A 22,273-nucleotide genomic window follows, 5' to 3' on the forward strand; every position below is an offset into this window, starting at 1 on the left:
ACGCTGAACTATTCAGGCTCGCTACATGTCGTAGCGAGCCAATAGTTCGCAAATTCGACGTCTCCTTGCTGGATACGGGGAATGACGTCACGGGCGTGTCCTTCACCGACTTCGGGGTTAAAACGCTGGATGACGTCAAGATCGGGGAATTTGCTGATCTGCGTCACTGCTGTGTTCACACGGTCCGCGTTTCCACTGTTCGTGGCGATAACGAATTCCTTGATCCAGGCACACTCCCAGTCAAGGGCTGCGAGGACCGCAACATCTCCTTCGGCGGTGACGACTGTGACGGGAGTGTCGGCAGACGGGTCAGTTTGCTGTGCCTGACGCATTGCTACGGGGTTATCGGCGCCGGACGTGTACTGAATGTGATCGGTGCTTACTGAATCCACTTCAGCGCCTACTGCCCATGGAAGCAGGTCGGCAACGGTGGGAGGGGTGGCGCCGGGCGGGTATTCCTCGCCCACTTGTGCCATTTCCTGCTGTGCCTGAGTGGTGATCTGCTCTGGAATATCGGCGCTTTGAGCGTATTGTGCAAGATCAGGATTGCGCGCTTCAGTCCTGTTTGCCTGCGTGCTGGGCGTGAGGACGAACAGTGCAAGACAGGTCGCTGTGATGCATAAGAGTCCTGCTGCGATCAGAAGAATGCGCGTGGCGCGCATGTGATTCGTGATGGATGTGTGCATGAGTACTGGATCACTCCCCATACTGATCGAGATTCTTCCCATGGCGGCGCGCCTATCTGACACGAGCGCAACCGTATCTGCTTTCCAACTACGTCGTTAGTATTGAGTCTGTAGTAAAGCAGTGTAGCACGGGCATCGCGATCTCGTCAATCACACCATTGACGCACTTTCCAGCAGTCGACCGATCGCGTAGGTGATGATCATTGCCGCACTGCCGGCGCACACCAGTCGCAGGACCGACCTCTGGCGCGGAGAGCGTCCCAGCCACGCGCTGATCCACCCTGTCAATGCGAGAGCCACAAATACAGACACAAAGGTTGACACGATGCGAAGCGGTGGGGGAGCCAGAACCATTGTCAGCATCGGCAGGGCAGCACCGCTGACGAATGCGATGAAGGAGCTGCCGGCCGCAGCCCACGGACTGGTCAGTGAATCCGAATCGATGCCGTACTTGAATGAAATGACGGCATTGACCGGCTCATGTGAGGACAGGTCCGAGGCAACCTGGTGCGCGCTCTCCTCGCTCATGCCGCGTTGCAGACATACCTGCTTGATCTCGTTGAAAGCGTGGCCGGGATTGCGGCTCTGTGCCACGTGCTGCAGGCGGACAATTTCGCGCTCAGTGTCACGTTGAGTGGATACCGATACGTATTCGCCGATTGCCATTGACAGTGCTGCCGAGGCGATACCGGCGATTCCGGCAATCACGATGGCATGTGTGTTCGTGGGGTCGACAGCGGCGATGCCGATCAGTAGACCGGCGATCGACACAATGCCGTCATTGGCTCCCAACACTCCTGCACGCAGCCAGTTGAGCTTGGAGGAAATGAAGCCCTGCCGTTCACTGCGCACCGCTTCGACAACAGTACTCATGAGAGCACATTATCGCAGGTCAAAGCGGGTTTCTAGCAAGGAAAAGCTGATCTAAAAATGGCCAGCTTACGCAAACCTTGGCTCGCTCAGTACACCATATCCATCGCGCGACGCACCTCAGCCAGCGTGCGATCAGCCTGCTCATTGGCGACTTCATCACCGTGATGGAGAACCTCCAGCAGGTAATCCTCGTTAGCGGCCAGCTCTTCACGGCGCTCGCGGATCGGCGCGAGGAACTCGTTGAGCGCGTCGGTCACGACTGATTTGAGCGTGCCGCCGCCACCATCGCCGATACGGTCGGCAATGGCGTGGGGATCCTCGCCAGTGGCCAGTGACGCCATCATCAACAGGTTCGACACCTCGGGTCGATTCTCCGGGTCATAGGTGATGACGCGATCAGGATCAGTCTTGGCTTTCTTGAGCACACGCGCCGTCTCATCGGCAGTCATATCCAGCTCGATCGTGTTGCCACGAGACTTTGACATCTTGTTGCCGTCGGTGCCCAGCAGCAGCGGAGTCTTCGACAGCAACGCGTCAGGGCGCGGGAAAACAGGATGCTCCTTGTCGGCGCGCCCGTAGCGGCGGTCAAAACGCTGAGCGATCAGGCGTGTCTGCTCCAGGTGGGGGAGCTGGTCCTGTCCCACCGGCACGAGGTTCGCCTTGCAGAACAGGATATCTGCGGCCTGATGCACCGGGTAGGTCAGCAGCAATCCCGACATGGCGCGACCGTTCGTCGCATCAAGCTCTGACTTGACCGTAGGGTTGCGATGCAGTTCAGACTCGGTGACCAATGACAGGAACGGCAACAGCAACTGGTTCAGTGCCGGCACTGCCGAGTGGTTGAAGATGATGCTGCGCTTTGGGTCGATACCCACGGCCAGGTAATCGGCAACGAGGCCCAGGACGCGCTGGCGCAGCGGGCCAACAGCGTCGCGGTCAGTGATGACCTGATAATCGGCCACCAGAACCCACGTTTCAACGCCGCGGTTTTGCAGTTCCACGCGGTTCTTCAACGTGCCGAAATAGTGCCCCAGGTGCAGCTTTCCGGTCGGCCGGTCGCCGGTGAGGATGCGGAATCGCGACGGATCCTGATCAATGGCTTCCTCAAGTTCAACGGATCGGGCCTTTGCCCGTTCCAGCGAAGCGTGGTTGGTGGAATTTTCAAGTTGGTCTTCACTACTAGTCACGCCCGTAGTCTACCGAATGATGAGGGGTGCGTGCTGACAACATGACGATCACGGACTGTGGCTCGATCGTCACTTCGTCCCCACAACGGACAACTTCCAGTCTGTCAGGAAGCCCGCGTTCCAGGCGCTCGATGTCTCCCTCGACGTTGATACCGCCATCGGAAGGGCACGACCAGGAGGTATCCATGACGACGTACCAGTCAGAGCCGCGCCCGCTCACCAGACGAACCGTGGCAACATCCAATGTTCCATTCACCACAACGAGGGCGTCGCGGTCACCCAGCTGATACCCCGAACGGAGCATCTGGAAGACACGGTTGTGCTCCTGAGCCCAGCCATCCTGCGCAATGTCGTGAGCGTCACGATCAAACCACCCCAGATCGGCTATGACATCGCCCTCAGCTATCCTGCCATCTGCGAAAAGGGAGGGACGCAAGACCGGATGATGACGTCGCAGGGCCAGCAGCCAGCGAACAGTGGCGAGCTGCTGCTTCTGCGAGTCCGACATGTTCCAATCGATCCATGAGATGGGAGAGTCCTGGCAGTAGGCGTTGTTATTGCCGAATTGCGTGCGCTGAAACTCATCGCCCGCCACAATCATCGGAGTACCAGACGAGGTGAGCAGCGTCGTCAGCAAATTGCGCTGGCTCCTGTGACGCGTGGGGTAAATGTCCTGCAGGAAGTCAGAGCTGGCTGGCGACCCGTTCAGCGCGTCGTGAGCGTCATCGACCGGAGTCTGCGCAATAGTGCCCTCAATGCCGTGGTTCCACGAATGATTATTCGTCGTACCATCGCGGTTCTGTTCCAGGTTCGCCATGTTGTGTTTGTGATCAAAAGCGGTCAGGTCAGCCAGGGTGAACCCGTCGTGAGCTGTCACGAAATTCACGGAGCGCCGCGGTCCGTCAAAACGGTGACCACCGTGAGCAAACAGATCAGAAGAGCCGGACACGCGTGTGGCCAGCTTCATCGGGCCGATCGCACCGCGACCCATTGCCAGGGACCTGAAATCGGAAAGCCAGAACTCGCGCACCGTGTCGCGGTAACGATCATTCCACTCAGAAAATGGTGAGGGGAAATTACCGGTCTGCCACCCGCCCGGGCCAATGTCCCACGGCTCGGCAATGAGCTTGTCCTGGCACAGGTCCTCATCGGTTCCGATCCCGATAAGCAGAGGGTGCATCGGCGCAAAGCCCGTTGAGAAGCGTCCAAGCGTGGCCGCCAGATCGAAGCGGAAGCCATCGATCCCCATTTCGCGCGACCAGTAGCGCAGTGAATCCAGCACCATTTTCATGGCCAGTGGCTCGTCCGTGTTCAGCGAGTTGCCCGTTCCCGTCACGTCGATCATGCGACGAGGGCGCCCATGATCGAATCGATAGTACAGCGGTGCATCAAAACCGCTCCACGACAGTGTCGATCCCGTTTCCGACCCTTCGCATGTGTGGTTATAGACCACGTCCAGAAGCACCTCGATGTCGGCCTGATGCAGGATCGACACCATGCCTCGGAACTCATCAATCACACCCTGAGCGCCGCGCCTGCGTGCAGCCTCGGTAGCGTACGACGGTTCAGGGGCAAAGAACGACAGCGTCGAATAACCCCAATAATTCGTCAACCCGCGTTCAATCAGGAACGTCTCATCGTGTTTGGCGTGGATGGGCAGCAATTCCACAGCCGTGATGCCCAGCTTCTTCAGATAGTCCACCGCTGCGGGGTGCGCCAGTCCTGCGTAAGTTCCCCGCAGGTCATCCGGAATGTCAGGCATATTGAGCGTGAAGCCCTTGACGTGCAGCTCATAGATCACGGTCTGGTCCCACGGTGTGCGCGGTTTGTCGGCAATGTCGAACTGCGTGGACACGACAACCGAGTGCGGCATGTAGGGTGCTGAGTTCAGGTCAGACTGTTCCAGCGGATAGGTTGCCGGGTACAGGTCCTCGTCAACGGTGTGCGCGTGAACGGCAGCCCCCATCTGGACCGAACCGGCTAGGCCGCGCCCATAGGGGTCCAGCAAAAGTTTTGCCGGATTGTGAAACATTGCGGCGTCAGGATCCCACGGGCCGTGGACTCGGAAACCGTAGTGCGTTCCCAGGCCTGCGCCGTCCAGGTGCCCATGCCAGATTCCGTCTTCGGGTCCGAGCAATGACCAGCGCTTTTCATGTGCCGTACCGTCATCTGCCAGGATGCACAGATCCACGCGCGTCGCATGGCGCGCCACAACAGCAACGTCGATTCCGCCTTCACGCGCATACACTCCGATCCGGCGAGGTGTGGGATTCGGTGAGGGGATGCGCGGTGCAGGAGCGGCGAAGTCGTGATCGGAGCTGGGCACCATGTTTCTTTTACTATCCATTTACTCTCAAACGTGTGTCAGGCAGGCACAATTCCTGTCTCGATTGTAAGTGATCACCCCCAGTCATGCGTCTCAATGACGGCTCTGACCGCGCATTTCTTCGCGAGGAGCTGAGACGCTTCTGGTGGACGTAACGTAAGCCACCACGAGGTTCGCCTCAAAGTGTGGCACGCTAAAGGCATGAGAATTGCAGTATGTGTCAAGCACGTACCTGACGTCCAATCGGAGCGTCGTATCGAAGACGGGCGGTTGGTACGCGGAGAAGATGACGTGCTCAATGAACTCGATGAAAACGCGATCGAGGCTGCCGTCTCCCTGGTCGAAGAACACGGCGGTGAAGTGATCGCAGTGACAATGGGGCCGCAGGACGCTGAAGATGCCCTCGTGCGCGCACTTCAAATGGGAGCCGACCGCGCCATCCTCGTCACTGATGAGCGTCTCGAAGGCGCAGACGTGGTCACCACGGCGCGGGTGCTGGGAGCCGCACTCGACCAGCTGCGCGAGGATGAGCCTCTCGACATGGTGATCACCGGAATGGCCGCACTTGACTCTCTCACCTCGGCGTTGCCGGCGGCACTGGCCACGATCCTGCATCTGCCATACCTGGGTCTTGCCCATCAGATGAGCCTGACGGGCGAGGAAGAAGGGCCGTGGACTGTGACGATTCAGCGCACCGCTGATGGCTTTGATGACACGCTGACCAGTTCCACTCCTGTCCTCGTGTCGGTAACCGACCAGATCAATGAGCCGCGCTATCCCTCGTTCAAGACGATGCGTGCTGCGCGTTCCAAGCCGCTCGACGAGCTCTCACTGGACGATGTGGACGATGCGTCGCTCGATGAGATTCGCCAGGACGGCGCTCCGCGTGCCATTAACGTCCTTGATGCGCAGGAACGTGAACGCGACGGTGAGGGCACGATCGTGGCCGATTCGGGAGACGGCGGTCACCAACTGGCTCGCTACCTGATGGAGGAGTGCTGATTATGGCAGAAACACTTGACCAGCCGTTGCTGGTGATGACCGACCACACGGGTGACGACGCGCAGGGATACACGCTGACCCCGGCATCGCACCAGCTCCTCACACTGGCACGCTCACTGACCACCGGGCCGATTACAGCGATCGCTCTGAACAGTGCGCCGGACATGGAGGCGTTGGGAGCGCAGGGCGTGGCGCACGTCCTGAGCCCGGACCTTGCCGACCATTCGCCGCGCATCAGTGCTGTTGTGGCGGACGCGGTTCGAGCCTGCTTCGACCGCGTTCCAGATGCTGCCGCCATTTTGTGTGTGGCGAATTACCGAGGGCGAGAGGTTGCCGCTCGGCTGGCTGTCCAGCTCGACTCGGGTGCGGCTGTTGACGTGTCAGATGTGCATATCAGCGGCGGCGTTCTCCACGCAGCCAAGACAGTTCTGGCCGGAACATGGGAAACGACAATGGAAATCACTCGCGGCACGCCGATTATCGGTCTGCGGCCCTCGTCTGTTCAGGCCGAGGACGCAGAGACGGCGACCACGCCTGACGTGACCACCGTGCCCGTGAAGTTCAGTGCAGAAGCCGACGCCGTTCAGGTCCCACAATCCGTTCACGCCGCGGGTGACGGACGCGTGTCACTGACCGACGCAGACGTCGTCGTGGTCGGCGGGCGCGGCACCGGCGGAGACTTCTCACTGGTCGAACAGCTGGCTGACGAACTTGGAGGTGCGGTGGGTGCAACCCGCGTTGCCTCAGATGAAGGGTGGGTACCGCGTTCCATCCAGATTGGCCAGACCGGCGTGTCAGTGGCACCGTCGGTGTACATCGGCCTGGGCGTGTCCGGCGCAATCCACCACACTGTTGGTATGCAAGCCTCCGACACGATCATTGCCGTGTGCGATGACCCGGATGCTCCGATCTTTGAGATCGCTGACTTCGGCATCGTTGGCGACATCTTCGAGGTCGTTCCGCAGGCTCTGGAGGATCTGCGGGCGCGAAAGGACCAATGACCACGCCCACGCACTATCTGGATTTTGCGGCGACCACGCCGCTTCGGCCCGTTGCCCGGGAAGCCTGGCTGAAAGCCCAACATGACTTGACGGCCACCCCCGGCAACCCGTCCTCCCTGCATGCGGGTGGGCGTGCTGCCCGCCGGATGCTGGACGATGCGCGCGAACAGATCGCAGACCTGCTGGGTGTGAACCTGCACGAAGTGCTCTTCACATCCGGCGCCACTGAATCTGACGCCCTCGCCGTGGCGGGGACAGCTCGCGCGGTGCGGGCTGTCAACCCTGCACGCAGCGTTGTGGCAGTGTCCGCCCTCGAACATGACGCAGTGGCACATCAGCGCGAGGTCCTTGAACCTGCCGGATTCACGTGGCAGGTACTGCCTTCCAGCGCTCAGGGCATCACATTCATTGGCGAGCTCGACGCTGCACACCTCAGTGAGCACTTGGCGGTGGTGTCGGTGTGCACGGTGTGCTCGGAAGTGGGAACCATTCAGCCGGTTGCCCAGCTTGCCGACATATTCGGCGCTGCCGGTAATGATCCGGTAAGAGCTGCGCGTGGTCAGCGCCCCATCATTCACACGGATGCGGCTCAGGCCTTTTCATGCCTGCCGATCAGCATGGACACCCTCGGCGCTGACCTGCTGAGCATCGGGGGACATAAAGTGGGTGCGCCTGTGGGGACGGGCATCCTGGTCGCGCGGCGCGGCATCCCGTTGACAACGGACCGACCCGGTGGGGGGCATGAGCGCGGAATCCGTTCGGGAACACCGGACGTGGCGGGCGCGGTTGCCCTGGCTGCCGCGATGGTCGAATGTGTTTCCGAGCGGGATCAGATGCATCGGCACTGCTCGCAGATGCGTCGCGAGATCCTTGACCACCTGCCTGAGGGCGTGTCAGCGACGGTGGGGGATGCGCCCACCGTGCCCTCGATCATTCACCTGTCGATGCCGACCGCACATCCCGAAGTGGTGCTCATGGCGATGGACCGAGCCGGTGTGATGGTGTCAGCAGGCTCTGCTTGCCATGCTGGTGTGACACGCCCATCTGAGGTGGTCACGGCAATGGGCAGATCGGAACGTGAAGCACTGGGCGTGCTACGTGTGTGCGTCTCCACATCAACAACCCTCGACGATGTGCGCGCACTGTGTCAGGCTCTACCTGACGCGCTTTCGCAGGCGCAGGCAATGGACGGATTCGATGAACGGGGACATGTTGTGAAGGAGGACAGATGAGGGTACTGGCTGCACTATCAGGGGGAGTGGACTCTGCTGTGGCGTGTGCGCTCGCTGTCGAAGCAGGCCACGATGTGGTTGCCGTTCACATGGCGCTGTCCAGCCAGCGTCAGGAATGCCGCATCGGTTCACGCGGATGCTGCTCGGTGGAGGACGCAGGGGACGCCGCCCGCGCGGCGCAGACACTGGGCGTGCCGTTCTACGTGTGGGACCTGGCAGAGGAGTTTGAACGAACTGTCATCACCGACTTTGTCGATCAATATCGCCAGGGGCATACTCCCAACCCGTGTGTGCGATGCAACGAATTCGTGAAATTCCGTGAACTGGCCGATCGCGCCCGCACCCTCGGTTTCGATGCCGTGTGCACCGGGCACTACGCGCGCGTTATCGACGGTCCGGATGGTCCCGAGCTGCATCGCGCCCGCGACGAAGCAAAAGACCAGTCCTATGTGCTGGCCATCATGGGGCGCGAGGAGCTTTCTCGTGTTATCACACCGCTAGGCGATGCGCCCGATAAAGCGTGGGTGCGTGCCGAGGCGGATCGGCGCGGACTGGGCGTGTCCAACAAACCCGATTCCTACGACATCTGCTTTATCCCTGACGGCGATACGCAGGGCTTCCTGCAGCGCGCCCTTGGCAAGGACATGGGTGAGATCGTGGATGCGGACGGCAACATCGTGGGTGAACACGGTGGATACTGGAACTTCACGGTGGGGCAGCGCCGCGGATTGCGTTTGGAACGACCGGCCGCTGACGGCAAGCCGCGCTACGTTCTGCGCACCAATCCACAATCCAATCAGGTGATCGTGGGGCCTGCTGAATTGCTGAGCGTGGATCACATTTCGACCACCGACGTGGTGTGGATGGCGCCGCGCTCCCTCGCCACTGTTGATCAGGAGGCGACCGTCGCGTTCGGGTCTGCGTTGGCCGGACGGATGCTGGCAGATGTCCCCGAGGATGTCCTGACCGCGCAGGTGCGCGCTCACGGAACGCCCTCCGTTGTCGCCGGGGTTCATATTGACGAGGGCGACGCTGCGCCTGCACTGAGTGTGGATCTGGCTGATCCGATCCGCGGCGTGGCTCCGGGCCAGTCGCTGGTGCTGTACCGAGGTACGCAGGTGATCGCTGAAGCAACGATCGAGTCGACCGCTCGGCGGGGAAGTGTGTCCGGTGTCTCGCGAGGCGTGAGCCATGAGGGAGCCCGTGCCAGCTAGAAACCGTTAGAATAGATGCCGCGTAAGATAAATGTCGCGCGCGAGTGGCGGAATTGGCAGACGCGCTGGATTTAGGTTCCAGTGTCTTTGACGTGGGGGTTCAAGTCCCCCCTCGCGCACTCTTGTGATGTATCGGGACATCGTGGACATTGTGTTGGCGGTGTCCCGGCTTTTTTGTGTGTGGCGGTGGCCCGATCCGGGGCTAATGCCCGAAATATGTGTATGGGGTGGGCGTGTCCGGTCCTTCATAAACTTCCTAATGCACTGACGCTACTGCTCTGCCAGTGCCCGGTGTGCACAAGCCCCTAAAAAGTAGCGCGAAAGTGCACATTCCCCTAGATTTAAGTGGTCGGCATGCACATACCCCTAAATCTTGGGCCTTCCCGTGCACATGCCCCTAAAAAGTAGCGCGAAAGTGCACATTCCCCTAGATTTAAGTGGTCGGCATGCACATACCCCTAAATCTTCGGCCTTCCCGTGCACAAGCCCCTAAAAAGTAGCGCGGAAGTGCACATTCCCCTAAATCTTCGTGATCCGGTTTCCGCGCTATTTCTATAACCGCTGGTCAGAGCCTTGTTCCTTGTTGGCCTACCCGGCAGCACGGAGTTTAGCTAGGGGAATGTGCAAAATTCGCTTTAAATCTAGGGGTATGTGCACCGTTGCGCGGCAGTTTTAGGGGTATGTGCACAATTTGTCTTGAATCTAGGGGAATGTGCACTGAACGATCGCGCTGCCTCGGCCGGCCCCTCTGTACGAAAGGTCGCGGGCGGAGGTTTTCGGAATGCTGTCATACTTGATCATGCTACATAAGAAGTTGGCTATGCTGTGAGTGCAGTGATGCGCGCGAATCGTGTGAGTGGCGTTCGTGTGTGTCATGTGGAGTGTTCTCGTCCCACAACTCGGGTGAATCCAAAACTTACTCGGGTAAAAGAAAGGTCACGTGAGGGCAATGAGTACGAGTGGTGGAGTTCAAGAAAACGGCGTGTTTTCGCGGTTTGTGAAGAACCGCAAGGCTATGGTCGTGGCGGTGTGCGTCGCGGTTGTCGTCGCACTGGTGGTGGCGATTATTGGCGTGAGCGCCTACCGCTCTCATGCGGCACACCAGGCGCGCAGCGAGTTTGACATGGCGCAGTCTGCTGCCAGTGGCGCATACACGTCCCTGGCGGACGCGATCAGTGGGGGTGAGCAGCTGTATGCCGACTCGGAGGGCAAGGTGGCTGACGATGATTCGAGCCGGGCTGACCTTCGTGCCGCACTGGACGAGGGAGCAGCATTGACGATGCCTGCCGCCCAGTCGGGCACCACCCGTGAGCTGGCTGATGGTGCGCAGTCATTGAACGATTCGGCTGGAGTGTTCACCAGTGCCGCCGAGAAGATTGAGGATGCCAGCACTCAGGTTCGCTCCGCGATGACCTCCCATTCGAAAGACCTGATGGTGGCTGCGCGCGACACTCTCAAGGCGGAAGTAGACAAGGCTATCAAGGTTCTGTCCGACACGACCGGCAAAGTGAGTGACGACGCGACACGCACCACGGCTCAAAAGACTGTGGACGAGGCGACAGCCCTGATCGGTCAAGCTGACGCTCTCAGTGGCGAGTCGGCTGACCCGTTCGACGAGATGAGCGCGAAACTGACTGAGATGACTGGCCAGGTGAAGGCTGCTGCTCAGAAGGTGTCGGATTCTCACGCCGCGTGGAAGAAGGCCGAGGAAGCCAAGGCTGCGGCCAGTGAACCTGCTGGCGACTCGGGTTGGGTGGAGCCGACGTATTCGGAGCCTGACTACACGTCGGGCGGCGGCTACGTGGAGCCGGACTACTCTGCGCCCGCACCTGCTCCAAGTGCTCCTGCCACTGGCGGGAACACCGGCGGCGGGGACGAATACACGTGGGAGTGGCAAGATGCTGGGGAGCAAGACCTGTGTTTTGAAATGGATACTAAAGGTAACTCATGGCTTGTCCCGTGTAACTGACATCTGTCCCGGTGCTCCGTGGGGTCTGCTGGCTGGAATGCTGGCAGGCCCCCTTTTTTGTGTTACCCGACTCACACAGCGCGGTGTGGGCTTCATGTTTGTCGCATTAGAGGTAGATGACGGAGGTTTTGCCGCTTCCGCCACTCTAGCTAGAGAAGAACAAGGAGTATCACAATGCAGCAGTCGACGCCCATTGGGCGAATTGCAGGCCGTGTGGTCGCGATCCTCGTCGCGTTCGCGCTTGCCTGCGCCGGTGTGATAGCGGCACAAAGACCCTCCCATGCGCTGTACTTCCTCGACAAGGGAATGCACATTCCGATCAGCGTGGGTGCGCAAGAGAGCGGCCAGGGATTCTGGTTCGGCCCCTACGACTCCCCTAATGGCGTGCCTGGAGAAAACGTCTGGTGCGTCCAGATGTGGAAGTACAACCCTCAACCAGGCCAGAACGCTACGCTATCGAAGATGAGCGGGACACGCTCGTTCGCCCCAGCCGACCTGAAAGTCACCAACTCTCAGGCAGCATGGCTGCTCGACAAGTATCAGCCGAACCTGGATAAACGACACGGCGCGGCACTCGGCTTTCTGATCCATCAGAACTTCGACCAGGATCATGCCAGACACAACATCGCCCAGGACGTGAAAACCATGTACAACGATGTCAAGCGCGTTCAGCCTGATATCCTCTCCCTTGCGCAGGCAATGGCACAAGAGGCTCGCAATTCGGGCGGCTTCAACGCGAAAGATGCAACAGTGACCGGTGAGGGTGATCGTCAGGGCGCTATCCACAACATCGGTGCCGCCGATAACAAGGGCAACTGGATCGCCGGGGCAAACGCGAAAGTCACGCTGTCGGGTCCGGCTGTCTTCACGTCAACCGGCACGAACGTGTGGACCGGCAAAACGAGTAACACACCGATCAGCCTGGAGTGGCGCTCCACCGGAAACGGAACGGTCTCCAGCACTTACACTTACAGTCATATTCCGCGTTTTTCTCTGAACAAGGTGCATGTCAGCGGCCAAATCCAAGACACCGTCACCTACCCACCCAAGTTCCCCGGCGACCCTGAAGAAATCAACAAGCCTGTGCCGCACTTCGAAGTCATCTTCGACTTCCAGCCCCAAGCCACCACCGTGGCCGACCCCAAAGTCGGTGACAACGGCACCATCTCCGACAAGGTCACCGTCATGGCAGACCCCACCTACGGAGACGGCAAATGGGTCCAGATCGACGGCACATACGTGCCCGTCACCTTCGAAGGCACCGCTTACCACACCGGCATGACAAAACCCACCGTCGCCGACACAGGACCGAGCAGCGCCGGAGCAAATTGTTGCTGAATATGCGCGACACACTGTCCGAAGCGGCCTCAAGCTTGGCGCTGCTCAAGAGCCCTGATGCTGGTCAGCAGCTGTCTATCGCAGCGGAATTTGCGCGCTGACATGCTGGACGGTTGTCCCGACCTGTGTGCGACGAACGATGAGGAGGAAGGACTTGTGGGGCCTCCCCGTCGATACATCATGCAGATCGTGGACGACGACGGTATCGACGCACTGACCATGCGACGGCTCGGACACGACCTCGGCGTCGATCCGATGATGATCTACCGGCATTTTTCCAACAAAGCGGCGGTGCTTGACGGCCTGATGGAGGTCATGTGGCGCGACGTCACCGTACCGGCAGCCGCCCAGACAACACCTTTGTGGCGCGAGCACCTGGTCGCTGTGATGCACACTTTGAGACGCGCATTGCTCAGACACCCTCGTGCCATCTCAATCGTCGGCACACGCCCCGCAACCGGACCGGAACTATTCGCCCTGATGGAACGCCTGCTGGCGTCTCTCGCGGAGGCAGGAATGCCTGTGAACTCCCAGGCTGCCGACCAGTTGAACGCTCTGGTGAACTACACGGTTGGTCATGTCCTCGCAGAGGCGGGGGAGCCAGTGGGCGGCGAGGCCGACCAGATGAGCCACCAAACGGTACTTCCAGCCTCGTTTCCGCTCCTGGCGGCCGTCTTCAACAGCGGATGGCGCTACGATGCAGACCGCCAATACGACTATGCGCTGCGAGCAATGGTGTACGGCTGGAGCGAAGCTACGAGGGAGGCCGACGGCGCACTGACCGAGGGAAAGAGCACGAACGCCGAGGGTGGCGCGACTGCCTCGCAAGCCATGTTGGATGGACGCGACTGAGATGAGCACCGCTTCATCCACCGGCACGCCTTCGCCAACCGACGCGCCGCCACCAACTGGCGGGCCCTCAGGGGCCAACTCGTCTGCACCGACCAGTACTCCGACGCTTACCAACTCACACGAACACGAAGGCCGGCGCCGCTTCGCCCTGGTCTGGCTGGCGCAGCTGATCGCCAAGACCGGCAACGGCTTGACACCGTTCGCTCTGACCATCTATGCCTACCAGCACACCGGCCTGAGCACGTCGGTCGCGCTGATCACGCTGGCAGGCTTCCTGCCCGCCGTCCTGTTGGCACCGCCCGCCGGAGTGCTTGCCGATCGATTTGACCGCACACGCCTGATGGCGATCGGCAATATTATCTGCGCCGTTGCACTTGGTCTGGTGTGGGCAACAATGCGCATGGCCGCAGACAACATGGTGCTGATCTGCCTCACACTCGCACTCGTGTCTGTGGGAGCGGCACTATTGGATCCTGCGTACCGCGCAGTTATCACGGACCTGCTGCCACCTGAACGTTACGCCAAGGCCAGCGGCCTGGTTCAACTGGCATCTGCCGCCCAACTGATCGTCGCGCCTGCCGTAGCCGGAGTGCTTATGGCTCGCAGCACGATCCTGGTAGTCATCGCGATTGACATCGCGATGACTACTGTTGCGGCGCTCCTGATGGTGCTGATCGCGATGCACGCTCACCCGGGGCAAGATTCGCAGCGAGCATTGATCGACGGTTCGCAAAATACCGGCGTGCAGGAGGCTGGCTTTCAGGATGCCGCCCAGCAAGGCGACGCTCCGGAGGGTGCCGCCCAGCAGGGTACTGGGCTGGAGAGTGCCGCCCAGGAGGATCTTGCTCCGCAGGCTGCTACCCAGCATGACGGTGCGACGGCATCCGGCAGTGGTTTGCGCGACGCACTCGAATACCTGGCGGGTGCACGCGGAGTACTCGCACTGGTCGGCCTGGCAACCCTCATCACGTTCTGCATGGGATTCCTGCAAACCCTGCTCACCCCGTTGATGCTGGACCTGACCAGCGAGGACACGCTCGGAATCATTCGCTCTGGCGCCGCGGTGGGAATGCTGGTGTCCAGCCTGATCATCGGCGTGGTCGGCATGGGCACACACCACCGCCGCTTCATGGCAATCTTCCTGACACTGGGCGGCATCCTCGTCGCCGGTATCGGGATGACCACCAACGTCCTCGCCATCGGCGTACTGTGTGCCGCGTTCTTCATGACGCTGCCACCGCTCAACACCAGCGTCGAAGTCCTGGCCCGCTGCGCCATTCCCAACCAGGCACAGGGCAGAGTCTGGGGTCTGATCGGCTTCATCTCCCAGATGGGCTACATTCTTGCCTACGCCGTCTCCGGCATCCTCGCTGATCACGTGTTCACCCCGCTGCTGCAGCCCGGCGGCCCGCTCGCCTCGAGCCTGGGAACGATCATGGGAACCGGCCCGTCACGCGGCATCGGCATCATGTTCGCCCTGGTGGGCCTGGCGCTGATCGCCCTGGCCGTCGCCGTGCCATTCATTGCCCCCGTCGCCCGCATCGAGCAGGCTTTACGCCTGGATCTAGACCATCAACGAGGACGACTATGACTCCACCCATGATGCTGCGTTTCATCCGCAACGACCTGCGCCGCGACAAAGCAATTGTGGCCATCTTGATCATGGTGATGACCCTGAGCGCGTTCCTCATGGCAAGCGGAGCAATCGTTTGTGAACGACTGAGCGGCGCGGTCGATCGCATCTTCGACAAAGCCCAACCGCCTCACTTCCTGCAAATGCACCAAGGCGAGGTCGACCACGATGCCCTCGCTGCCTTCGCGCAGGACAACCCCACGATCGACAGCTGGTTCATTGAGGACATGATCGGCATCGATGGGCAGGCGATCCAGTGGGAGAGCGCCCACGACAGTCAGGCCGGCGATCTGTCAACCAGCATGATTGACAACCTCTTCGTCACGCAAAACGACCAGTTTGATTTCCTACTCGATGCGACCGACGACAGCTTGGCACGCCCCACACCCGGCCAGGTATTTGTTCCCGTCGCCTACCGCGAGCAGTTCAATTGTGCCGAGGGCGACCTTCTCACACTCCAAGCGGGAAAACAGCCATTGGCACTACGCATAGCAGGATTCGTGCGAGACGCGCAGATGGCCTCGTCCATGTCATCGTCCACACGCTTCGTCATCTCAGACGAGGACTTCAGCGCGTTAGCGAACAGCGAGATGACGAACCGGGAAATCATCGTGGAATACCGCCTGACGGATCCTGCAATGAGCGGCGATATCCAACGAGCCTTTGAAAGCAACCATGCGCTGCCCCATAACGGCCAGGCCGTCACCGGCACGATGATCCGCATGATTAACGTTCTCAGCGATGGGCTGACCGCACTGGCGTTTATTTTCGCCAGCGTCATCCTGATCTTCATTGCACTGTTCAGCGCCAGGTTCGTGATCCGAGGCAGCCTGGAAGACGACATTCACGAAATCGGAGCAATGCGGGCGATTGGTGTGCCGGCACGAACCATTCGCACGCTATACGTGGCACGATACGCAGCGATGGCACTGGTGTCATGTGTCGTGGGCGCAGTATTGGCTGCGTTCGCCTCACGCTGGTTCACCGCCACCATTGCGGTGAACTTTTCACAAGCCCCGATCAATGTGTGGACGGTGTGCGCGCCGATCATCGCACTGGTCATCCTGTTCGCCTTGATTGTCGGTATCTGTGCACGATTACTGCGAGCCGTCGGCCGCGTCAACATTGTCGACGCACTGATTCACGGTGATATTCGCACCGCGCGCCCGCGGCGGCGTGCGGGCCGATCCCTGGTTGCGCTCGGCCAGCCAGCTCCCGAAGAACGCACGCTAGGCCAGCGCAGGTCTAGTCATCGCGCGTCCGGCCGGTCAGCGCCTGGGAAACGCGCGTCTCGGAAAAACTCACTCCGGCACCCTGCTCGCCTCAACAGCCGTATCTCATCAGCCTTGCTGCGCAGCAGCCACGGCTCACTGAATACGCGCCTGGCACTGGCTGACCTGTGGGAAAAGCGCGGGCAGTGGTTCCTCATGCCGATCCTGTTCTTCGCCACAGCCGTCCTGGTCACAATACCCATGAACCTTCTGACCACGTTCGACAGCCCGAAAATCGTCACCTACATGGGGGTGCCGGAAGCCGACCTGATGATCAACATCCAATTCTCCTCACCCCAGGGCACAACACCTGACCAGATTCGCACCGACGTTGAGGCCGCCCTCGTCAATGACCCGAGGATCGAGCGCGTTGAATCGTACGCGCGACTCCTGTGGGAAACCCCGACGGAGGAAGGATTTGAACCTGTACTCACATACCCCGTACAACCCTGATACTACGGGGTTTCCGCGTCGCTGACCACCAACTCCGACCCCCGCGCGTCACATATGCGTCAGATGAGGCGTGATCGCAGCGGTAGTTGAACATTGAAACAAGGCGCGGTTTATAGATAGAGACGACCCCGAGCATCACGCCCGAGGTCGTTGCTGTCCACTGTGGTCACCGCCGGGCGCAGCCCGGCCGGGAGGGTTCATGAGGGGTCGCAGCGCCGGGTGCGACCCCTCCACAACAACCCGGCTTCCCGGCCAGGAGACACCATGACCACCATCACCGACGAACAGCGCGAAAAGCTCGAAACCGCATGGAACGCCCTCGACAAAACGACCCCCGTGAGCGTACGCGCCCTGGTCGCAGCGACGCGACAGGTCAGCCCCGACGGCAAGGGAGTCCGGCCCGAGGCCGCAGGCCTGTATCTGAAAGAACGCAACGAGGCCGACGCCGCGCAGGCCGAAGCAGGCGAGCCCCCGACCAGCGTCACCGAAGCCCTTCACCAAGCCACCGGCAACGTCTTGGGCGTCATCTGGACCGAAGCGCTACGTCAAGCGCGTGCCGAGACCGCCGAGGCCCTCCAAGCCGCGCAGCAGCGCGCCGACAACGCCGACGTGGCCGCCGCCGAGGCCGATGAACAGGCCGCCGAGGCCCGAGCCGCGCAGCAGGCCGCCGAAGAACAGGCAGCCAAGGCCCGCGAGGAAGTCAACGTAGCCAATGAGCAGGCCGCCGAGGCCCGAGCCGCGCAGCAGGCAGCAATAGCGACCATCGACGCTCTGAGCGCGCACATCGAGAAGCTGACTCGAGTGATCCACGACCAGTACGAGGAAACACGAGGAAACGTTTCCCACTGTTTCCGGGATACACGCAACAGACACGCGAAGACCGACGACAACGGCCCCGTGGGTGATCCCACGGGGCCGTTGTTTTTCTCTCCACTCGTCACCGACGCCGCAGCCAGCGCGGCCAGTCAGGCATCTCCCGGTCACGCCAAACGCCGATCACACCGGCGACCCAGTGCACACACCAGATCACGACCCCCGTGCCTGGTATCAGGTGCGGGGGGGTCCTGTTTTTCTCCCATCAACAGGAACATGAGGAACGAAATGACCACCTCGTGATAGGAACATCAGGACCATACGAATACGGAGTTTGCTAACAGTACGCGGTTTCACCGCTACTGATGGTCTCACCGCCAACAGCCGAAAACCCTTGTCTACCAGCACATTCTCCACTTTTCCGTTCACCGACCAGACTTCTGTCCATTGGTCATGTGCGCCGTTCAGAACTGACCGACGCCAATTTTGTTCCTATCGGTCCTACTCGTCATCCGGCGTTTTGTTCCTTCTGTTCCTGCTCGACCCGTGCCTGGGCGACCAGTGCGTACATCCGCGACCGGCTGATGCCCACCACACGGGCAACCTCGTGGCTGGTCAGGTCGGAGTTGTCGAGCAAGTCCATCCGCTCCACCGTTGCCGGGGTTGGTCTCGACCACAGCGTCGTAGGTGACCTCATGGCCGGTCGTAGTTGGCCCGACGCTCGTACTGTGGCGTTGCTGGAAGTGGCCCTCGATGTGAGCTTGTCTAGCTCTGCCTAACGCCCCCAGGCAGAGCTAGAGCTTGTTAATGCATTCTAAAAACGGAAGAGCCTGATTACTCGGGGATCTCGCTGAGTTGGGCCTCAATCCGATCCAACCGCTCGGTGATGTTGCGTAGGTGCTCCACGATGAGTTGGTTTGAACCATCGATCGCCGTCGCCGTTTCGCGTCGTGCGCTGGTGACGGTGCGTACCACCCAGACGGTAAGAACAACGAAGACCGCGAGTGGTAGTGCGGCGGCGAGGATGATAAGAAATACGGTAGCGGTAAGTGTCACGAAGATTCCCTTTTCTGTTCTTGATTAATCAGGTGCCTAATGTGGTCTGGAGTTACTTCAAGCTGAAACGGAGCGACCCAGTAGTGCTTCCTCACTCGGCTCTCTCCGAGCTGTTCCAGGCCACTCTCGATGAGTCCAGCAGCTTCCAAGCGGTTGAGGTGCTGGTAGAGCAGTGGCCGAGACATCCCGAGTCGGCGGGCCAGCTCACTGACATGGGTCGACTCCGTCTCTAGGGAGGCGATAATTCGCAACCGAGGCTCACTTCCGAGAGCACTGAGCATCTGAGCGAGCCGTGCTGCGTCCATCACTCCTCCGTATCGTAATCGAACGATGTCAGGTGTAAGTATATGCTTACAGTCAGCGGTGCGCAAGTTCTGCCGGGTCTGGCGGAGACGCTGGCTGCTCACCCGGGGTGGCCGGTCGGACTGCGGGCCGGCCTGCACCGCCGGCGAGTACGGGAGGGGTCGACCTCATGGGGTCGGGTGCCCTGGCCCGCTGTTGTGCCGAACAGCAGTCGGTAGGCGGCCCCGGTTGCGATTTCCGAGACATTTCACCGACCGGACTCCCGCCCACTGGTCATGTGCGCCGTTCAGGTCCGACCGACGCCAATTTTGTTCCTCGTGTTCCTACTCGCTATCCGGCGTTTTGTTCCTTCTGTTCCTATCCTTCAGGTTCATGGGGGCCGTCAGGTTGGTCGCGTCAACGTCGCCTCAGCCAGCGCGGCCAGTCAGGCATCCCCCGGTCACGCCAAACGCCGATCACACCGGACACCCAACGAACACACCAGATCAATGCCGCCACCGCACCAGCGGTGCCCAGACCAGCGACCAAGAACCGCCCCACCGTCCCCCAGGTCGAGATCGCACCCCCGGCCCACTGGAACGCCGCGACGAGACCTGAAACCAACATCCACACCCCGGCGACCACCGTCGCGACCGGCAGAAGCGCCAAGGCCATCGCCGCAGCGGCTAACCACGCCTGCCTTGAGTCGATCCGTTCGGCTCGCTCGGTAATCGCCTCAGCACGTTCGTTCACGGCGTCGAGGTTCGCGGTGATCCGTTCACCGATCACCTCACCGGCCCGCGCGGCAGCAGCGTCGATCGACGAGGCGGCGCGTTGCTCGATCCGGGCGACCACGTTCATGGATTGAGAGTTGAGCTTCTGGTTCTCGTCGGCTTGACGGGTCAGACGGTCAATCCCCGAGACCATACCCGCGTGATTCCGTTGAGCTTCTTTCGAAATCAGGCGGGCTGACTCGCGTAGCTGCTTCCCGTCGAGAGCGCTGGCGAAGGCGTTCAGCGTCTTCTCGATCTCGTCGAGCCTGTTCAAGACGGGCTGCATGTTGTCGGAGCGCGGCATGTCGAGCTGAACGCGCAAACTCTCCCGCAGCTCCGTCACCTGTTCGATCAACGCGTTCAGCGCGTCGGTTATCTGATTCACAAGGAGGATCATCTCTGGAGACGGTCCGGACGGGGGTGAGGGCGGGGGAGCTTCCTTCTCCCTGAGTTTGTCGAGTGACGACATGGTTGTTGGTCTCCTTCTCTCGTTCTCGGTTGGCAGCGAAGAATTCCTCGACACCCTCAGGTGTGAACTGCTTCGACAGGCGCGAGGTGCGGGCGCGGTGCTCGGAGCGCTTGCCCTCACCCCGAAGGTCTTGGATGTAGAGCGTCCAGGTCTCTTTCCCGGACTTCTTGGACGCGGACGAGTGAATCCGCATGGTCGGCATGAGGTCGTCAGGGTTGTCTTTGTTATGCCGCCGGACCATCTGGTTCTGTTCTTCGATGAGGTCGAACAGGGCTTCCCGGTCAACACAGCGCGGGTCGGTGAGCGCTTCGTAGAACCGGTCACCGGCTTCACGGTCCAGACCACCAGCGGCGAAGTCCTCACGGCGAAGCTCCCAATCCGCCGGAGCCTTCTGGGGAACCTTCACCACCGACAGACCATGCTCACGCATCAGTTCATCGTTGACCCCCTTGACACCGATCTGACCACCGCGCTCGGGTCGGTCATGGAAAGTTCGATACTGGGACAACGCCTTACCGGTCTGGCGGTCGTGGTTGATGACAAGGATGTGGTTGTGGACCTTCCCGCCCTTGCCGTCGGTGTGGGTGACGATCATCGCGTCCGAGTTCGGGTGCATGCGCTTGGCGAGTTCGTAGCCGAGGTCGTTGGCACGTTGGATGTCGTCGCGGTCGTCGCGGTCGAACTCCGGCCCGAAGGATTGCCGGTAGGTGAGCACTTCCACTTCACGACGGTGCTGCACCGCGAGCGCGTGCGCACGAGCCGCGAACGCCCCCGGCGGACCGGGTACGTCCGAGGTGAGGGCGACAGCGCGATCATCACCCTTACCCCGGACGTACCTCTCTGTGTTGGCAGCCGACCGGCTCGGAGCGTAGAAGCTGGTGCTCACGAGGCGGTCCGATCACCAAGGAGTTGACGGACCTCACGCAACAGCTCAACCAACTCACGACCCTCAGACCCCAAGAGGACGGGCTCACCGGCCCGCGCCCGACGGTCGAGATCATTCACATTGACGGCCAACGGTCGAATCTGTCTCGCCAGGACGACCGCATCGTCGGAGACCGACGCCGAGGTCGCAAGCTCGGACACCCGAGCCGCGACCGCCGCGTCGATCTCGTCGGTCCGTCGAGCGTCCAAGGCGTCCCGGACGACGGCCCTCACCCACGCGGACACCGTGACGCCCTGCCGACGAGCACGCCGCCGCACAGCGGCGAGCGTGGCATCGTCGCAGCGGACGTCAAGATGACCGGACCCTTTCCGACGGCTCGCAGACCGAGCCGCCGGAGCAGGGTCCCGAGGTACCGCGCGTGAGGTACCTCGCACATCTGGTGCGCAGCAAGCAGTAACGCTGTCGGACACTCGGCTAGCGCCTCGGTCCTCCACCGCTGCTTGCGGGGGGCCTACGGCCCCCTCGACCCCCGTCCGGTGGTCCCGCAACACGTACCGTGTCATGCCTGCCCACCACCGTTCGACGCTGCCGCGTCGGTACCCTTCGCACGCTTGGCATCGCACTCATCGACGTACGCCGCGTACATGCGATCGGAGGTCTCGGACCGCAGACCATTGACCCACTCGGCCATGTTCGGGTCAGCCTTCACGACCTCAGCGAGCACCGCAGCGTCCACCTCAGCGGCGTGAGATTCCTGCCACCGCTGACGCCGACGCAGGTCCCTCAATTGCTCGTTCATGGTGTCGCGCTGGGTCTCGATTTCCTTGATTTGATCCTTGAGATTCTGGGTCATGTTCAAGTCTCCTTCAGGTAGAGAATTGGTTACCAATTTGGCGTTGGCCAGGTACGTTGTGGTTGGGCTGATGGGTTACTTTGAGCGTGAATCGCACCGCTGCT

General features: G+C 60.9%; 20 protein-coding genes and 1 tRNA gene. 11 read left to right on the forward strand and 10 right to left on the reverse strand.

What is annotated here, in order from left to right; genetic code table 11:
* Positions 1-8 precede the first annotated feature (8 nt).
* From AC1EJZ_RS07135 to glgX, 4 genes are all read right to left on the reverse strand, one after another.
* A complete protein-coding gene (locus tag AC1EJZ_RS07135) occupies positions 9-686 on the reverse strand; it encodes a hypothetical protein (RefSeq protein WP_092648669.1) in 678 nt (225 codons plus the stop codon).
* Positions 687-836: 150 nt separating this feature from the next.
* Positions 837-1,559, reverse strand: a complete 723-nt coding sequence (locus tag AC1EJZ_RS07140) for a VIT1/CCC1 transporter family protein (RefSeq protein WP_092648668.1) — start codon at positions 1,557-1,559, stop codon at positions 837-839.
* An 86-nt stretch (positions 1,560-1,645) separates the two neighbouring features.
* On the reverse strand, positions 1,646-2,746 hold the full coding sequence (gene trpS / locus AC1EJZ_RS07145; protein ID WP_092648667.1) for a tryptophan--tRNA ligase: 1,101 nt from the start codon (positions 2,744-2,746) through the stop codon (positions 1,646-1,648).
* On the reverse strand, positions 2,739-5,093 hold the full coding sequence (gene glgX / locus AC1EJZ_RS07150; protein WP_257590276.1) for a glycogen debranching protein GlgX: 2,355 nt from the start codon (positions 5,091-5,093) through the stop codon (positions 2,739-2,741). The genes trpS and glgX overlap by 8 nt, the downstream gene beginning before the upstream one ends.
* Before the next feature lie 180 nt (positions 5,094-5,273).
* Between glgX and AC1EJZ_RS07155 the strand changes: the two genes are divergently transcribed.
* From AC1EJZ_RS07155 to AC1EJZ_RS07205, 11 genes are all read left to right on the forward strand, one after another.
* Complete coding sequence (locus AC1EJZ_RS07155) at positions 5,274-6,074, forward strand: electron transfer flavoprotein subunit beta/FixA family protein (protein WP_058236966.1); 801 nt, start codon at positions 5,274-5,276, stop codon at positions 6,072-6,074.
* A 2-nt stretch (positions 6,075-6,076) separates the two neighbouring features.
* Complete coding sequence (locus AC1EJZ_RS07160; protein ID WP_480294390.1) at positions 6,077-7,075, forward strand: electron transfer flavoprotein subunit alpha/FixB family protein; 999 nt, start codon at positions 6,077-6,079, stop codon at positions 7,073-7,075.
* Entirely contained in the window at positions 7,072-8,307 is a 1,236-nt protein-coding gene (locus AC1EJZ_RS07165; RefSeq protein ID WP_480294392.1) for a cysteine desulfurase family protein, read from the forward strand. Before AC1EJZ_RS07160 ends, AC1EJZ_RS07165 begins: the two co-directional genes overlap by 4 nt.
* A complete protein-coding gene (mnmA, locus tag AC1EJZ_RS07170; RefSeq protein ID WP_480294394.1) occupies positions 8,304-9,521 on the forward strand; it encodes a tRNA 2-thiouridine(34) synthase MnmA in 1,218 nt (405 codons plus the stop codon). The genes AC1EJZ_RS07165 and mnmA overlap by 4 nt, the downstream gene beginning before the upstream one ends.
* Positions 9,522-9,559: 38 nt before the next feature.
* A tRNA-Leu gene (locus AC1EJZ_RS07175) sits at positions 9,560-9,640 on the forward strand.
* A gap of 830 nt (positions 9,641-10,470) precedes the next feature.
* Positions 10,471-11,490, forward strand: coding sequence for a hypothetical protein (locus AC1EJZ_RS07180; RefSeq protein WP_480294396.1), 1,020 nt, complete (start codon positions 10,471-10,473; stop codon positions 11,488-11,490).
* Positions 11,491-11,664: 174 nt separating this feature from the next.
* Entirely contained in the window at positions 11,665-12,828 is a 1,164-nt protein-coding gene (locus AC1EJZ_RS07185; protein ID WP_480294397.1) for a hypothetical protein, read from the forward strand.
* A gap of 102 nt (positions 12,829-12,930) precedes the next feature.
* A complete protein-coding gene (locus AC1EJZ_RS07190; protein WP_480294398.1) occupies positions 12,931-13,680 on the forward strand; it encodes a TetR/AcrR family transcriptional regulator in 750 nt (249 codons plus the stop codon).
* 1 nt (position 13,681) lies between these two features.
* Positions 13,682-15,271 (forward strand): MFS transporter, encoded by a 1,590-nt coding sequence (locus tag AC1EJZ_RS07195; protein WP_480294399.1) that lies wholly within the window; start codon positions 13,682-13,684, stop codon positions 15,269-15,271.
* On the forward strand, positions 15,268-17,037 hold the full coding sequence (locus AC1EJZ_RS07200; RefSeq protein WP_480294400.1) for an ABC transporter permease: 1,770 nt from the start codon (positions 15,268-15,270) through the stop codon (positions 17,035-17,037). Before AC1EJZ_RS07195 ends, AC1EJZ_RS07200 begins: the two co-directional genes overlap by 4 nt.
* A 264-nt stretch (positions 17,038-17,301) precedes the next feature.
* Positions 17,302-18,153: a DNA-binding protein gene (locus tag AC1EJZ_RS07205; RefSeq protein ID WP_480294401.1), complete on the forward strand. Its 852-nt coding sequence runs from the start codon at positions 17,302-17,304 to the stop codon at positions 18,151-18,153.
* Positions 18,154-18,358: 205 nt separating this feature from the next.
* On the opposite strand, the gene AC1EJZ_RS07210 is transcribed toward AC1EJZ_RS07205, so the two are convergent.
* The 6 genes from AC1EJZ_RS07210 to AC1EJZ_RS07235 all read right to left on the reverse strand — a co-directional run bounded on the left by AC1EJZ_RS07210 (position 18,359) and on the right by AC1EJZ_RS07235 (position 22,169).
* Positions 18,359-18,547 carry a hypothetical protein gene (locus AC1EJZ_RS07210; protein ID WP_480294403.1) on the reverse strand — a complete coding sequence of 63 codons (189 nt, stop codon included), beginning with the start codon at positions 18,545-18,547 and terminating at the stop codon, positions 18,359-18,361.
* Positions 18,548-18,684: 137 nt separating this feature from the next.
* Positions 18,685-18,906: a hypothetical protein gene (locus AC1EJZ_RS07215; RefSeq protein ID WP_480294404.1), complete on the reverse strand. Its 222-nt coding sequence runs from the start codon at positions 18,904-18,906 to the stop codon at positions 18,685-18,687.
* Complete coding sequence (locus tag AC1EJZ_RS07220) at positions 18,903-19,211, reverse strand: ArsR/SmtB family transcription factor (RefSeq protein ID WP_005882021.1); 309 nt, start codon at positions 19,209-19,211, stop codon at positions 18,903-18,905. Before AC1EJZ_RS07220 ends, AC1EJZ_RS07215 begins: the two co-directional genes overlap by 4 nt.
* Positions 19,212-19,605: 394 nt before the next feature.
* Complete coding sequence (locus tag AC1EJZ_RS07225) at positions 19,606-20,115, reverse strand: hypothetical protein (RefSeq protein ID WP_480294406.1); 510 nt, start codon at positions 20,113-20,115, stop codon at positions 19,606-19,608.
* Positions 20,099-21,316 carry a relaxase/mobilization nuclease domain-containing protein gene (locus AC1EJZ_RS07230; RefSeq protein WP_480294407.1) on the reverse strand — a complete coding sequence of 406 codons (1,218 nt, stop codon included), beginning with the start codon at positions 21,314-21,316 and terminating at the stop codon, positions 20,099-20,101. Before AC1EJZ_RS07230 ends, AC1EJZ_RS07225 begins: the two co-directional genes overlap by 17 nt.
* A gap of 559 nt (positions 21,317-21,875) precedes the next feature.
* A complete protein-coding gene (locus tag AC1EJZ_RS07235; protein WP_480294409.1) occupies positions 21,876-22,169 on the reverse strand; it encodes a hypothetical protein in 294 nt (97 codons plus the stop codon).
* Positions 22,170-22,273: the final 104 nt, after the last annotated feature.

It is taken from the genome of Pauljensenia sp. C0170B5 (genome assembly GCF_056590195.1).